The organism is Geodermatophilus amargosae (genome assembly GCF_900116515.1).
In the GTDB taxonomy this organism is placed as follows: Bacteria; Actinomycetota; Actinomycetes; order Mycobacteriales; family Geodermatophilaceae; genus Geodermatophilus; species Geodermatophilus amargosae.
On record NZ_FPBA01000002.1, the window covers coordinates 327,137 to 341,154 of the forward strand.

The 14,018-nt window shown below is 75.5% G+C and carries 15 protein-coding genes; 3 read left to right on the forward strand and 12 right to left on the reverse strand.

The genetic code is table 11. From position 1 onward, the window contains the following. Positions 1 to 3: 3 nt before the first annotated feature. The 11 genes from BM414_RS04180 to BM414_RS04230 form a co-directional block, all read right to left on the reverse strand. Entirely contained in the window at positions 4 to 1,206 is a 1,203-nt protein-coding gene (locus tag BM414_RS04180) for an alpha/beta fold hydrolase (RefSeq protein ID WP_093578165.1), read from the reverse strand. Then, positions 1,206 to 2,336, reverse strand: coding sequence for an alanine racemase (alr, locus tag BM414_RS04185; protein WP_093578166.1), 1,131 nt, complete (start codon positions 2,334 to 2,336; stop codon positions 1,206 to 1,208). The genes BM414_RS04180 and alr overlap by 1 nt, the downstream gene beginning before the upstream one ends. After that, positions 2,333 to 3,787: an NAD(P)H-hydrate dehydratase gene (locus BM414_RS04190; protein WP_093578167.1), complete on the reverse strand. Its 1,455-nt coding sequence runs from the start codon at positions 3,785 to 3,787 to the stop codon at positions 2,333 to 2,335. The genes alr and BM414_RS04190 overlap by 4 nt, the downstream gene beginning before the upstream one ends. Then, entirely contained in the window at positions 3,784 to 4,161 is a 378-nt protein-coding gene (locus tag BM414_RS04195; RefSeq protein ID WP_093578168.1) for a holo-ACP synthase, read from the reverse strand. The genes BM414_RS04190 and BM414_RS04195 overlap by 4 nt, the downstream gene beginning before the upstream one ends. A gap of 87 nt (positions 4,162 to 4,248) precedes the next feature. Beyond that, positions 4,249 to 6,123, reverse strand: coding sequence for a glutamine--fructose-6-phosphate transaminase (isomerizing) (glmS, locus tag BM414_RS04200; protein WP_093578169.1), 1,875 nt, complete (start codon positions 6,121 to 6,123; stop codon positions 4,249 to 4,251). A 126-nt stretch (positions 6,124 to 6,249) separates the two neighbouring features. Further along, the gene (locus tag BM414_RS04205) at positions 6,250 to 6,501 is read right to left on the reverse strand and encodes a DUF427 domain-containing protein (protein ID WP_093578170.1); all 252 of its coding nucleotides are present in this window, start codon (positions 6,499 to 6,501) and stop codon (positions 6,250 to 6,252) included. Between the two features lie 3 nt (positions 6,502 to 6,504). Continuing rightward, positions 6,505 to 7,854: a phosphoglucosamine mutase gene (glmM, locus tag BM414_RS04210; protein WP_093578171.1), complete on the reverse strand. Its 1,350-nt coding sequence runs from the start codon at positions 7,852 to 7,854 to the stop codon at positions 6,505 to 6,507. An 11-nt stretch (positions 7,855 to 7,865) separates the two neighbouring features. Beyond that, positions 7,866 to 8,297, reverse strand: coding sequence for a 30S ribosomal protein S9 (rpsI, locus tag BM414_RS04215; protein WP_425432346.1), 432 nt, complete (start codon positions 8,295 to 8,297; stop codon positions 7,866 to 7,868). Continuing rightward, entirely contained in the window at positions 8,294 to 8,737 is a 444-nt protein-coding gene (rplM, locus tag BM414_RS04220) for a 50S ribosomal protein L13 (protein ID WP_093578172.1), read from the reverse strand. The genes rpsI and rplM overlap by 4 nt, the downstream gene beginning before the upstream one ends. Positions 8,738 to 8,929: 192 nt before the next feature. Further along, positions 8,930 to 10,108 carry a DUF7373 family lipoprotein gene (locus tag BM414_RS04225; RefSeq protein WP_093578173.1) on the reverse strand — a complete coding sequence of 393 codons (1,179 nt, stop codon included), beginning with the start codon at positions 10,106 to 10,108 and terminating at the stop codon, positions 8,930 to 8,932. A gap of 66 nt (positions 10,109 to 10,174) precedes the next feature. After that, entirely contained in the window at positions 10,175 to 10,675 is a 501-nt protein-coding gene (locus BM414_RS04230; protein WP_093578174.1) for a beta-class carbonic anhydrase, read from the reverse strand. Between the two features lie 153 nt (positions 10,676 to 10,828). On the opposite strand from BM414_RS04230, the gene moeA reads away from it, so the two are divergent. Genes moeA through BM414_RS04245 form a run of 3 tightly spaced genes read left to right on the forward strand, consistent with a single transcriptional unit; the run spans position 10,829 to position 12,977 of the window. Beyond that, positions 10,829 to 12,022, forward strand: a complete 1,194-nt coding sequence (gene moeA, locus BM414_RS04235; protein WP_093578175.1) for a molybdopterin molybdotransferase MoeA — start codon at positions 10,829 to 10,831, stop codon at positions 12,020 to 12,022. Continuing rightward, complete coding sequence (gene moaC, locus BM414_RS04240) at positions 12,019 to 12,489, forward strand: cyclic pyranopterin monophosphate synthase MoaC (protein ID WP_075013331.1); 471 nt, start codon at positions 12,019 to 12,021, stop codon at positions 12,487 to 12,489. The genes moeA and moaC overlap by 4 nt, the downstream gene beginning before the upstream one ends. Beyond that, positions 12,486 to 12,977 carry a MogA/MoaB family molybdenum cofactor biosynthesis protein gene (locus BM414_RS04245; RefSeq protein ID WP_093578373.1) on the forward strand — a complete coding sequence of 164 codons (492 nt, stop codon included), beginning with the start codon at positions 12,486 to 12,488 and terminating at the stop codon, positions 12,975 to 12,977. The genes moaC and BM414_RS04245 overlap by 4 nt, the downstream gene beginning before the upstream one ends. Before the next feature lie 204 nt (positions 12,978 to 13,181). Here the strand turns inward: BM414_RS04245 and fdhD are convergent, their stop codons facing one another. Continuing rightward, on the reverse strand, positions 13,182 to 14,012 hold the full coding sequence (gene fdhD, locus BM414_RS04250; protein ID WP_093578176.1) for a formate dehydrogenase accessory sulfurtransferase FdhD: 831 nt from the start codon (positions 14,010 to 14,012) through the stop codon (positions 13,182 to 13,184). Between the last annotated feature and the right edge of the window lie 6 nt (positions 14,013 to 14,018).

Sequence of the window (14,018 nt, forward strand, 5' to 3'; positions counted from 1 at the left end):
GCCTCAGTCGCGGACGCGCGCGGTCGTGGCGACGACCCGGCGGAGCAGGCCCGCCAGCGCGCGGGTGACCTCCTCGGGCCGCTCCAGCGTCACCAGGTGGCCGGCGCGCGGGACGACGACGTACTCGACCATCGGCCCCTCGCCACCGAGCAGCTCCACGAGGGTGTCGCTGTGCTCCTTGGGGATCATCCGGTCCTCGTCGCCGGTGAGCACCAGCGTCGGGACGCCCCGCAACGGCTGCAGCGCGCCGGTCTCGTCGAGGCCGGCCAGCGCCGGGTAGAACTCCGCGATCACGTCGACCGGGGTGCCGCCGATCATCGAGTCCACGTAGCGGCCCAGGCGCGGGTCGACGTCGGTGGAGGCGAAGGACAGCGAGCGGGTGACGGCCGAGACGACGTCGGCGGCCAGCCGGCGGGTGCGCTCGGCGATCGCCGGGCGACGGCGCATGGTGAACGCGGCGATCGGCAGCACCGCGGCGCGCACGCGGGTGAGGAACTCGGGCATGCCGAAGCTGAGGTCGGCGAGGTTGCCGCTCGACGTGGACACCAGCGCGACGCCGAGGACCTTCGTGCCGAACAGCTCCGGGGCGACGTCGGCCAGGCCCATGACCGTCATGCCGCCCATCGAGTGCCCGACCAGCACGACCGGCCCCTCGGGGACGCGCGCGTCGAGCACGGTGCGGAGGTCGTGGGCGAGCTGCTCGATCGTCGAGTGCTCGGCCGGGCCGCGCGAGGAGGACCCGTGGCCGCGGTGGTCGTAGAACACCAGCCGGGCCTCGGGGCGGTGCCCGTTGGCGGTGGCCAGCTCTGCGCCCAGCGAGCGCCGCTGGTAGGTCCACGACGCCATCGACAGCGTGTAGCCGTGGACGAAGACGACGGTCAGCGGCGCGTCGAGCGGGCCGACCTCCTCGACCGCCAGCAGCACCCCGTCCTCGGCCTGGACGAGGGCGGTGCGGTCGGCCCGGCGCGACGCGGCGCCGAGCGGGTCGTCCTCGCGCAGCTCGGCGTCGCTGGCCCCCTCGGGCAGCGCGCCCGTCGGGCTGACCCGGTCGGCGCGCACCCGGCGCGTGGCGATCCGGGCCACGGCCACGCCGACGGCGGTGGTGGCCGCCGCCAGGCCGACGACGGCGCCGGCGACCCCGACCCCCGGGTGCCGCTCCAGCGCCCCGGTCACGCCCGAGCGCGCTGGCCCCTTGCTGCGTGCCATCAGATCGCCCCCGCGGACCCGACGTGGCGGCGCGTGAAGCGCCCGCCGACCCGGGTCACCAGCTCGTAGTGGATGGTGTCGACCGCGTCGGCCCACTGCTGCGCGGTCGGCTCGCCGCGGTCGCCGGGGCCCCACAGGACCACCTCGTCGCCCGGCGCCACGGCCGCGTCGCCGACGTCGAGGACGAACTGGTCCATGCACACCCGCCCGGCGATGGTGCGCTGCGCGCCGCCGGCGAGGACCGGCGCGCGGTTGCCCGCCGCCCGCGGCACGCCGTCGGCGTACCCGACCGGCACCAGCGCCAGCGTGGTCCCGGCGTCGGTCGTGTAGGTGTGGCCGTAGGAGACGCCGGCGCCCGCGGGCACCCGCTTGGTCAGCGCCACCCGCGCGCGCACGGTCATCGCCGGCGTCAGCCCGTGGGCGCTCGCGTCGCCACCGAGCGGGTCGAGGCCGTACAGGGCGATCCCGGGGCGGACCATGTCGTACCAGGTGTCCGGCAGGGCCACGGTGGCCGCGGAGTTGGCCAGGTGGCGGCGGCCGTGCAGCCCGGCGTCGTCGGCGATCCCCACGGCCTCCTCGAAGACCCGCACCTGCGCGCCGATCGTCGGGTGGGTGGGGGCGTCGGCGTAGGCCATGTGGCTCCACAGCCCGACCACCTCGACCTCCCCGTCGGCCTGCGCGCGGGCCGCCGCAGCGACCAGGCCCGGCCAGTCGGCGGTCGTGGCGCCCTCGCGGGACAGGCCGGTGTCGGCGCACAGGTGCAGCCGCGCGGTCCGGCCGGTGGCGCGGGCGGCGGCGACCACCTCGGCGAGGCCCCACTCCGCGTTGGCGGACACCTCGACGTCGGCGGCCAGCGCGGGCGCGAAGTCGGTGCCGGGCGCGTGCAGCCAGGCCAGCAGCGGCGCCGTCACCCCGGCGGCGCGCAGCGCGAGCGCCTCCTCGAGGACGGCGACCCCGAGTGCGTCGGCGCCGCCCGCGAGGACCGCGCGGGCGGCGGGCACCAGCCCGTGCCCGTAGCCGTCGGCCTTGACCACCGCCATGAGCGGCCGGCCGACCCGCTCGCGCAGCACGGCGGTGTTCGCCGCGATCGCGTCGAGGTCGACGACCACCTCGGCCCGGGGTTCGCTCACGCTCCCGAGTCTCGCAGGCCGAGGCCGCGCACCCGGCCCACCGTCGGGGAGAGCCGCCTCACCAGGTCGCCGGCGATCAGCGGCCCCGACTCGCCGGCGGCCTGCCCCGCGCGGCCGTGCAGGTGGGCGGCCGCCGCGGCCGTCTCCGCGGGCGGGGTGCCGGTGGCGAGCAGGGCGCCGAGGATCCCCGAGAGGACGTCGCCGGTGCCGGCGGTGGCCAGGTCGGTGGTGCCGGTGGCGTTCACGAACGCCGTGCCGTCGGGGTCGGCGACGACGGTGGCGTTGCCCTTGAGCAGCACGACGGCGCCCAGGTCGGCGGCCAGCCGCCGGGCGCTGCCGATGCGGTCGGCACCCACCTCGGCGCCGAACCGCGCGAACTCGCGGTCGTGCGGGGTGAGCACGGTGGGTGCGCTGCGCCGCCGCACGAGGTCGGGCTCGCGGGCGGCCATCGTGAGCGCGTCGGCGTCGACCACCACGGGCAGGTCGGTGGCCAGCACCTCGGCCAGCACGCTGCGGGCGTCGTCGTCGGTGCCCGTGCCGGGGCCGACCACCCAGGCCTGCACGCGGCCGGCGTCGCCGGGGCGGGCGTCGGTGACGATCGCCTCGGGCCAGGAGGCGCGCACGCCGTCGGCGGCGGTCCCGGCGTAGCGGACCAGGCCGGCGCGGGTGCGCAGCGCGGCCCCGGTGCACAGCACGGCGGCACCGGGGTAGGTGGCCGAGCCCGCGACGATGCCGACCACACCGCGGGAGTACTTGTCGTCGCCGTCGCCGGGCGGCTCGAGGTGCGCGGCGACGTCGTCGTCGGTGAGCTGGTACGCCCGCGGCCGGGCCAGGTGCGGGCCCAGGCCGATGTCGACCAGGTGGACGGTGCCGGCGTACCCGCGCCCCTCCCCGACGACCAGGCCGGGCTTGACCGCGCCGAAGGTCACCGTGTGGACGGCGGGGAACGCCGTGCCCTCGACCGCGCCGGTGTCGGCGTCCACCCCGCTCGGGACGTCGACGGCCACCGGGATGCCCGGGCCGGTGGCCGCGCGTTCGGCCAGCCGCGCCGCCTCGGGGCGCAGCCCGCCGCGGCCGCCGATGCCGGCGATCCCGTCGAGGACGAGGTCGGCGCGGTCGAGCCCGTCGGGGTCGCCGGGGCCGGTGACCCGCCCGCCGGCGCGGCGCAGCGCGGCGAGCCCGGCGGGGTGCGCGCGCCCGGGGTCGAGCAGGACGGCGGTGACCCGGGCGCCGCGGGCGGCGAGGTGCGCGCCGGCGAAGAGCGCGTCGCCGCCGTTGTTGCCGCCGCCGACCAGCGCGGTGACCCGCGTGCCGTGGGCCCGGCCGAGCAGCCGCAGGCAGACGGTGGCCAGGCCGGTGGCCGCCCGCTGCATGAGGGCGCCCTCAGGGGTGCGCGCCAGCAGCACGTCCTCGGCGGCGCGGACGTCCGCGACCGTGGACAGGCCGATCACCGGTCGCCCCCCTCGGCGACGACCACCGCGGAGGCGATGCCGCCGTCGTGGCTGAGCGAGAGGTGCCAGCTGGTGATGCCGAGGTCGGCCGCCCGCTGCGCCACGCTGCCGCGCACGGCGAGGTGCGGGCGGCCGTGCTCGCCGACGGTGACCTCGGCGTCGTGCCAGCGCAGCGCGCCGGGAGCGCCGAGCGTCTTGGCCACGGCCTCCTTGGCGGCGAAGCGTGCGGCCAGCGACTCCGCGGTGCGGGCGCCGCCGGACGGCGTCGTCTGCTCGTCGGCGGTGAACAGCCGGTCGCGCAGCCCGGGGGTGCGCTCCAGCGACTCGGCGAAACGGGCCACCGGGACCACGTCGATCCCGACCCCCACGATCACCCGGTCAGTCTGCCTGGTGACGTGCCGTTCGGCCCCTCTGCAGGGTCCCGCCGCGAGCTCACGAGCGGTGAGGGGCAGAGGGGCCCTTCACTCGACGGTGACGCTCTTGGCCAGGTTGCGCGGCTGGTCGACGTCGAACCCGCGGGTGTCGGCGATCTCGCACGCGAGGATCTGCAGCGGCACCGTGGTGACGACCGGGGCGAGCAGGGTCGGCGTGCGCGGCACCCGGATCAGGTGGTCGGCGTAGGGGACGACGGCCTCGTCGCCCTCCTCGGCGATGATGATGGTGCGCGCGCCGCGGGCCCGGATCTCCTGGATGTTGGAGACGACCTTCCCGTGCAGCAGGCTGCGCCCGCGCGGCGACGGCGCGATGACCACCACCGGGGTGCCCTGGTCGATGACCGCGATCGGGCCGTGCTTGAGCTCGCCGGCGGCGAAACCCTCGGCGTGGATGTAGGCGAGCTCCTTGAGCTTGAGCGCGCCCTCCAGCGCCACCGGGAAGCCCACGTGGCGACCGAGGAACAGGATCGTGTCGGCGTCGGCCAGCGACCGGCCGAGCTCGCGCACCGGCTCCATCTGGGTCAGCACCTGCCCGACGGCCTCGGGCAGCCGCTGCAGCTCGTGGACGATCGCGGCGACCTCGTCGGTGTACTTGATGCCGCGGATCTGGGCGAGGAACAGGCCGACGAGGTAGCAGGCGACGATCTGCGCCAGGAAGCTCTTGGTCGAGGCGACGGCGATCTCCGGGCCGGCGTGGGTGTACAGGACGGCGTCGGACTCGCGCGGGATGGTCGACCCGTTGACGTTGCAGATGGCCAGCACGCGCGCCTTCTGCTCCTTGGCGTGGCGCAGCGCCATGAGGGTGTCCATCGTCTCGCCGGACTGGCTGATGACGACGACGAGGGTGGAGCGGTCGAGCACCGGGTCGCGGTAGCGGAACTCGCTGGCCACCTCGACCTCGACCGGGATGCGGGTCCAGTGCTCGATGGCGTACTTGGCGATCAGCCCGGCGTGGTACGAGGTGCCGCAGGAGACGACGAAGATCTTGTCGATGTCGCGCAGTTCCTGGTCCGACAGCCGCACCTCGTCGAGGATCAGCTCGCCGTCCTCGCCGAGGCGGCCGAGCAGGGTGTCGGCGACCGCCTGCGGCTGCTCGGCGATCTCCTTGAGCATGAACCAGTCGTGACCGCCCTTCTCGGCGGCCGCGGCGTCCCAGTCGACGGTGTAGGCGACCGGCTCGACCGGGGCGCCGTCGAAGTCGGTGACGGTCAGGCCGCGGGCGCGGTCGATCTCGACGACCTGGTCCTGGCCGAGCTCGCGGGCCTCGCGGGTGTGGGCGATGAACGCCGCGACGTCGGAGCCGAGGAAGTACTCGCCGTCGCCGACGCCGACCACCAGCGGGCTGTTGCGGCGGGAGGCGACCAGCGTGTCGGGCTGGTCCGCGTGCGCCGCGACGAGGGTGAAGGCCCCCTCCAGCCGGCGGCTCACCGCGCGCATCGCCTCGGCGAAGCGGCCGGGGCCCTCGGGCTGCTCCTCGTAGGCGGCGGCCAGCAGGTGGGCGACGACCTCGGTGTCGGTCTCGGAGACCATCTCGACACCCGAGGCCTCGCACTCGGCCCGCAGCGCGGCGAAGTTCTCGATGATCCCGTTGTGGATGACGGCGACCCGGCCGTCGGCGGACAGGTGCGGGTGGGCATTGCGGTCGGTGGGGCCGCCGTGGGTGGCCCACCGGGTGTGGCCGATGCCCAGCGTCGCCTCGGGTAGCGGGGAGTCGGCCAGGGCCTTCTCCAGGTTGGCCAGCTTGCCCGCCTTCTTGGCCGAGGTCAGCTCACCCGAGTCGGCGCCGCCCACCCGGACGGCCACACCCGCGGAGTCGTATCCGCGGTACTCGAGTCGGCGCAGGCCCTCCAGGACGACGTCCAGGGCGTTCTGGGGACCGACGTAACCCACGATGCCGCACATGTGGACAGAGGGTACCGGCGGAGGCGGACCGATCCGTCCTATCGGGCACGGGACACGGCCGGTCCGCACCACCCGTCACAGCACACCCGCCGGCCCCCGGCCGCCACGCGTCGGACCGACGCCGCGTCAGGACCAGACGGTGACCGGGCGGGAGCGGGGCACGGCGTCCCGGACGAGTCCGTACCCGGTCTCCACCGACCAGTGGCTCGCCCCGCCCTCGGAGGCGCAGCACGTCCGCGTGTCGCCGGGCACCGGGGCGGCGGTCACGTCCTCGGCGGGCAGGTGCCGGCGGACCGGCAGCAGGGTCTCGAGCACCGGTCGCGGCCGCGTGGACTCCGCGAGCGACGTCCGGAGCGGCGCCCCGGTCCAGGGCCGCAGGGCTCAGTCGACGGCGGCCACGACGGCGGCCAGGCGTTGGGCGATGTCGTCGGCGAGCTCCTGCGTGGGCGCCTCGACCATCACCCGCACCAGCTGCTCGGTGCCCGACGGGCGCAGCAGCACCCGGCCCTCGTCGCCGAGCTCCTCCTCGGCGGCGTTGACCGCACCGGCCACCGCGTCGCTCTCCACGACCCGGATGCGGTCGCGGACCGGCACGTTGACCAGCGTCTGCGGCAGCCGCTTCACCACCGAGGCCAGCTCGGCCAGCGAGGCGCCCGTGGCGGCCATGCGGGACAGCAGCGACAGCCCGGTGAGCGTCCCGTCACCGGTGGTGGCGTGGTCGAGGAAGACCAGGTGGCCGCTCTGCTCCCCGCCGAGGGACAGCCCGCGGGCGCGCAGCGCCTCGAGCACGTAGCGGTCGCCCACGGCGGTGGTCTGCACCGCGATGCCGGCGTCGCGCATCGTGTGGTGGAAGCCCAGGTTGCTCATCACCGTCGCGACGACGGTGTCCTGCCGGAGCTCGCCGCGCTCCTTGAGGCCGAGCGCGCACACGGCGAGGATCGCGTCGCCGTCGACGACCCGGCCGTCGGCGGTGACCGCCAGGCACCGGTCGGCGTCGCCGTCGTGGGCGATGCCGAGGTCGGCGCCGGTGTCCCTGACGGCCTCGGTGAGCGGGCCGAGGTGGGTGGAGCCGATGCCGTCGTTGATGTTCCATCCGTCGGGCTCGCCACCGATGACGGTGACCTCCGCGCCGGCGCGGCGGTACACCTCGGGGGCGACCGTGGCGGCGGCGCCGTGCGCGCAGTCGACGACGAGACGCAGCCCGGACACGGGCGCCGGCACCGTGGACAGCAGGTGCGCGGCGTAGTCCGCGGCGCCGTCGGTCAGGTCGCGGACCCGGCCGATGTCGCCGGCGGTGGGGCGGATGCCGTCGGTGCTGCGGCGGGAGGTGGCGACGGCCGACTCGATCGCCGCCTCGACCGCGTCGGGCAGCTTGTGGCCGCCGCGGCTGAACAGCTTGATGCCGTTGTCGGGCATCGGGTTGTGGCTGGCCGAGATCATGACGCCGAGGTCGGCGCCGGTCTCGGCGGTGAGGAAGGCGACGGCCGGCGTGGGCAGCACACCCACGCGGAGCACCTCGGCGCCTGCGCTCGCCAGGCCCGCCACGACGGCGGCCTCGAGCATCTCCCCGCTGGCGCGGGGGTCACGGCCGACGACCGCGACGGGACGCGAGGTCCCGTCGCGGCCGGCGAGCACGGTGGCGGCCGCACGGGCCACCGACAGGGCCAGCTCCGGCGTGAGGTCGGCATTGGCCCGACCCCGGACGCCGTCGGTCCCGAAGAGGCGACCCACGGCGGTGCCGGTCAGCGCTTCGAGTACTGAGGCGCCTTGCGGGCCTTCTTGAGCCCGTACTTCTTGCGCTCGGTGACGCGCGCGTCACGGGTGAGGAAGCCGGCCTTCTTCAGGGCCGGACGGTCGTCGGCCTCGACCTGGATGAGGGCGCGGGCGATGGCCAGGCGCAGCGCGCCGGCCTGACCGCTGACGCCGCCGCCGTGCAGGATGCCGATGACGTCGTACTGCTCGCCCTTCTCCAGGATCACGAACGGCTCGCGGACGAGCTGCTGGTGGACCTTGTTGGGGAAGTACTGCTCGAGGGTCCGGCCGTTGAGGCGGAACTGCCCGCTGCCGGGCACGAGCCGCACGCGGACGATGGCCTCCTTGCGCCGGCCGACGGTCTGGACGGGACGCCCGTCGGCGTCGGTCACGGTCGGCGCCGCGGTCATGGGCGAGGTCACTGGGCCACCTGCTTGATCTCGAAGGTCTGGGGCTGCTGCGCGGAGTGCGGGTGCTCGGGCCCCGCGTACACCTTCAGCTTCTTCGCCATCTGCCGGCCGAGGCTGTTGTGCGGCAGCATCCCCTTGACGGCACGCTCGACGACGCGGTCGGGATGGGTGCGCAGCTGGTCGCCGACGTTGATGGCGCGCAGACCGCCCGGGTAGCCGGAGTGGCGGTAGGCGGTCTTCTGGTCGCGCTTGGAACCGGTCAGCGCGATCTTGTTCGCGTTCACGACGACGACGAAGTCACCGACGTCGACGTGGGGCGCGAACTGGGGCTTGTGCTTGCCGCGCAGCAGGATCGCGATCTGGCTGGCGAGTCGACCGAGCACCACGTCGGTGGCGTCGATGACGTGCCAGTCCCGCGCGATCTCGCCGGGCTTGGGGGTGTACGTGCGCACGGCGCTCGTGTCCTCCGTCGTCGTCGGGGCGGCTGGTGGGATCGCCTCACCGAGCACGGGAGACGGGACGGCGCGCGCGCACCAGCCGGCGGCCGCGCACCAGCCGACGACGATACCAGCAGGCGACCGGCGGGAACGGCCCCGTCCAGAGGCTCACCCCGAGCGTGCGAGGCGTGAGGAGGGCGGGGTCCTTCAACCGTCGATGAGGTCGCGCTGCGCGGGCAGCAGGCGGTCCATCGCCGCGACGTCGTCGGGGGCGCCGAGGCCGAGGACGTCCACGCTGGCGAGGTGGCTGCCGTAGCCGACGTAGCAGCGCTGGTAGTAGCTCTCCCCCGACTCGAACCAGAAGCACGGGGCGTCGGGGATGGAGGGCAGCTGGAACGCGGTGCCGCCGAACTCGGCGTCCTCGAGCTGGGCGAAGGCCGTGTAGACGGTGTTCGTCTCCGTCGACGAGGGGAAGGCGTAGAGCGCGACGGCGTAGCTGAGGTCGGCCTCCTCGGACTGCTTGGAGTAGAAGCCGGTGAACCCGTTGGCGGTGAGCAGGTCGCGCTCGCGGAACGGGTCGATGGCCAGCCGCAGGTAGCCCTCGAGGTCGTAGGGGCCGGAGAAGTCGGTGAAGTCCCCCGGCGGGTCGAGGGTCAGCTGCTGCAGGCCGTCGGGGTCGGTGGGCAGCGAGGGCACCTGGTCCTGCGGGGTGGGCTGGAACGACTGCAGCAGCGGCACCTGGTCGGCCATCAGCCGGCCGACCTCCTCGAGGCCCTGGCCGGAGCCGGCGGTGTGGTAGGCGTAGGCCAGCATCCGGCCGACCGGCACGAACGCCTGGACGACGTCCTCGCCACCGCTTCCCTGCAGCAGCACCGCGCCGTCGAGCCCGGGCACCTGCGCCGGCTCGTAGCCGCCGGTCGCCTGGTCGTCGGCGAGCTCCTGGGCGGCCCGCGCGGCCGACTCGGGGTCGGACAGCTCGGCCACCATCGTCAGCGTGCCGCGGCCGTCGGCGGGGTCGCTGTTGCACTGGCCCCACGCGGTGACGAAGCCCCAGCGGTCGAGGATCGGCCCGGCGGTCCCGTTGCCGAAGTAGGCCGCGTCGAGGGCGCCGGAGTCACTCCACGGGCCCGACGGGAAGCAGGTCTCGGTCCGGCTCGGGAAGGTGACCTGTACCAGGGAGGTCACCGACGCGATCCGGTGCGACTCCAGCAGGGTGCCCACGGTCGGCTCCGGGGCGGGCGTGACGTCGATCGGCGGCTCCGACGGGGTGGTGGGGGCCGCCGACTCGCTGGTGGTGGGCGCGGCACTGGCCAGCGGCGTCGCCGTCCCGCTCACCGTGCTCGTGCACCCCGCCAGCAGCACCCCCGCCGCCACGGCGGCTGCCACGCCCCCCGCCCGCCGACCACGCATCCCCGTCACGAGCGGGCAGCCTAGGAGGGGTGTCGGCGCAGGTCACGCACCTGCGTCGGGATCCACCCGGTGGAGCCGTCCGGTCTCGACGTCGTAGACGGTGCCGCAGATGTCCTTGGACACCAGGTACGGGCTCTCCCGCAGCAGCCGGATCGACTCGCGGACGTCCTCGTCGGCGTCGGTGAAGGTGCGCGCCGGCCACGGCGGCCGGGCGCCGGTGGCCTGCTCGACCAGGTCGGCGAAGGAGGCGTCGTCGGTCTTCTGCAGGCCGCAGTCGGTGTGGTGCACCAGCACGATCTCGCGGGTGCCGAGCACGTGCTGGGAGATCGTCAGCGAGCGGATGGTGTCCTCGGTGACGACCCCGCCGGCGTTCCGGATGACGTGGGCGTCGCCCACCGCGAGACCCAGCAGCGGGAACAGCGGCATGCGGGAGTCCATGCAGGCGACGACGGCGACCTTCCGTGCCGGGGCCACGGGCAGGCCGCCCTGGAAGTCCCGGGCCCACTCCTCGTTGGCGGCCAGCATCCGCTCGTACTCGGGCACGTGCGCGGTTCCTCTCGGGTCGGCGGCACAGGAGGCTCTCCGCACGTTCTGCACGTGCGGACGCGGGGACAGCTTCCTATGCCCCGGGTGCGCTGTCGCGGGCGACCCGGACGCGCGCCAGCCGCGCCGGGGCGCATCCGCCAGGATGGCCGGGTGCGCACGGTCGAGGAACACCAGGCGGCGGTCGCCGCCCTGCTCGCCCCGCTCGGCGAGGAGGAGGTGCCGGTGGCCGCGGCGCACGGCCGCGTGCTCGCCCGCGACGTCGCGGCCGGCGTGCCGCTGCCCGGCCACGACAACTCGGCCATGGACGGGTACGCCGCGCGCTCGGCCGACCTCGCCGCCCTCCCCGTCCGGCTGCCGGTCGCCGACGACATCCCGGCCGGCCGGACCGAGGTCGCCCCCCTCGCCGCGGGCACCGTGCAGCGGATCATGACCGGCGGGCTGCTGCCGCCGGGCGCCGACGTCGTCGTGCCGGTGGAGCTCACCGACGCCGCGACCGACGTCGTCGAGATCCGCGACGCCCCGGCCGCCGGCACCCACCTGCGCCGCACCGGGGAGGACATCACGGCCGGGACGGTGGCGCTGGAGGCCGGCAGCCCGCTCGGCGCCGCACAGCTGGGGTTGGCCGCCGCCGTCGGCGCGCGCACGCTGTGGGTCCGCCGCCGTCCTCGGGTGCTCGTGCTGTCCACCGGCAGCGAGCTGGTCGAGCCGGGCGAGCCGCTGCTGCCCGGGCAGGTCTACGAGTCCAACTCGCTGCTGCTGTGCGCCGCCGTCGAGGACGCCGGCGGCACCGCGCGGCGGCTGCACTTCGTCCCCGACGATGTCGACCAGTTCCTGACCACGGTGCGCAGCGAGCTCGCAGACGCCGACCTGCTGGTCACCAGCGGCGGGGTGAGCGCGGGCGCCTACGAGGTGGTCAAGGACGCGTTCCGGACGCTGGGCACCGTCGAGTTCGGCAAGGTGGCCATGCAGCCGGGCGGGCCGCAGGGCGCCGGCACCGTCGACGGCGTCCCCGTGGTCACGCTGCCGGGCAACCCGGTGAGCTCGTTCGTGTCCTTCGAGGTCTTCGTCCGACCGGCGCTGCGCCGGGCGCTGGGGCACGCCTCGCCCGACCGGCTGCGGGCGCCGGCGCTGCTCACCGCGCCGCTGCGCTCCCCCGCGGGCCGGCGGCAGTTCCTGCGCGGCCGCTACGACGCCGGCCGCGTCTCCCAGGTCGGCGGGCCCGGCTCGCACCTGGTCGCCCACCTGGCCCGGGCCAACTGCCTGGTCGTCGTGCCCGAGGACGTCACCGAGCTGCCCGCGGGCGCCGAGGTCGACGTCGTCCTGATCGAGGGAGCCCTGCAGTGACCGACCGCCTCACGCACGTCGACGAGAGGGGCGCCGCCCGGATGGTCGACGTCTCGGCCAAACCGGTCACCGCCCGGGAGGCCACCGCCGCCGGCCGGGTGCTGGTGAGCCCGGAGGTGGTGGCGCTGCTGCGCGGCGAGGGCGTGCCCAAGGGCGACGCCGTGGCGGTCGCGCGGATCGCCGGCATCGCCGGGGCCAAGCGGACGCCGGACCTGGTGCCGCTGTGCCACCCGATCGCGCTGCACGGCGTCACCGTCGACGTCGAGGTCACCGACGACGCCGTGGAGATCACCGCCACCGCCCGCACCGCCGACCGCACCGGCGTGGAGATGGAGGCACTGACCTCGGTCGCCGTCGCCGGGCTGACCGTCATCGACATGGTCAAGGCCGTGGACCCGCGCGCCTCGATCACCGACGTGCGGCTGCTGGCCAAGTCCGGCGGCAAGAGCGGCGAGTGGCGGCGGTGAGCGGGCTGCCGGCCGGCGCCCGCGCCGTCGTCGTCACCGCGTCCAACCGCGCCTCCGCCGGGGTCTACGAGGACCGCAGCGGGCAGGCGCTCGCCGAGGGGCTGCGGGAGCTCGGCTTCGCCGTCGAAGGCCCCCACGTGCGTCCCGACGACGCCGACGCGCTGGCCGCCGTCCTCCGCGAGGCGGTGGCGTCGGGCGCCGACGTCGTGCTGACCACCGGCGGCACCGGCCTGTCCCCCACCGACGTCACGCCCGAGGCCACGCGGACCGTGGTCGAGCGCGAGGCACCCGGCCTGGCCGAGGCCGTGCGGCGGTACGGCGAGCCGCAGGTGCCGACCTCGGTGCTGTCCCGCGGCATCGCCGGCACGGCGGGGCGGACGCTGATCGTCAACCTGCCCGGGTCGACCGGCGGGGTGCGCGACGGTCTCGCGGTCCTCGGCCCGCTGCTCCCGCACGTGGTCAGCCAGCTCCGCGGCGGCGACCACTGAGTCGATCGTCGGCCTACCGGCCTCCACCGCGGCCAGGTGCCGTCCCCGGCCTGGCGTGAGCCCCACCGGCGCTCGATCGCGGGAGCCTCCGGCCCCCACTCCTCCCACCGCCCGCAGGGCGCCTCGCCTCGGGCAGACGGCCAGGTGCCGTCCCCGGCTTGGCCTGAGTCCCACCGGCGCTCGATCGCGGGAGCCTCCGGCCCCCTAGTCGTCGAGGACGATCCGCTCCTGCCGGCTGTAGACGTTGCAGCCGTCGCCGCGCAGGAAGCCGACCAGCGTGATGCCCACGTCGGCGGACAGCTCCACCGCCAGCGACGACGGCGCCGACACCGCGGCGAGCACCGGGATGCCGGCCATCGCCGCCTTCTGGGTGAGCTCGAAGCTCGCGCGGCCGCTGACCATCAGCACGTGCCCGGTCAGCGGCAGCCGGCCGGCGCGCAGCGCGTCGCCGATCACCTTGTCCACGGCGTTGTGCCGGCCGACGTCCTCGCGCAGTGCCACGAGCTCGCCGTCGGCGGTGAACAGCCCGGCCGCGTGCAGCCCGCCGGTCTTGGTGAACACCTCCTGCGCCGCGCGCAGCCGGTCGGGCAGCGCCAGCAGGGTGGCCAGCTCCAGGCGCGTGGCGTCGGCGGCCACGTCGTGGCGGGTGCGCGTCCGGATCGCGTCGATGCTCGCCTTGCCGCAGACGCCGCACGAGCTCGAGGTGAGGAAGTTGCGGTCCAGCGCGGTGTCCGGCGGCTCCACGCCCGGCGCCAGGTCCACGTCGACGACGTTGTAGGTGTTGCGGCCCTCGTCGTCGACGCTGTTGCAGTAGCGCAGCCCGGCGACGTCCTCGATGTCCGCGATGACGCCCTCGGTGGCGAGGAAGCCGTGCACGAGGTCGAAGTCCGCGCCCGGCGTGCGCATGGTGACCGCCAGCGGCGATCCGTTCAGGCGGATCTCCAGCGGCTCCTCCGCGGCCACCGTGTCGGGTCGGGTGGTGCGCACGGGCCCCCGGATGCGGAGCACCGGGGTGCGGCTGGTGACTCGTCCCACGATCAG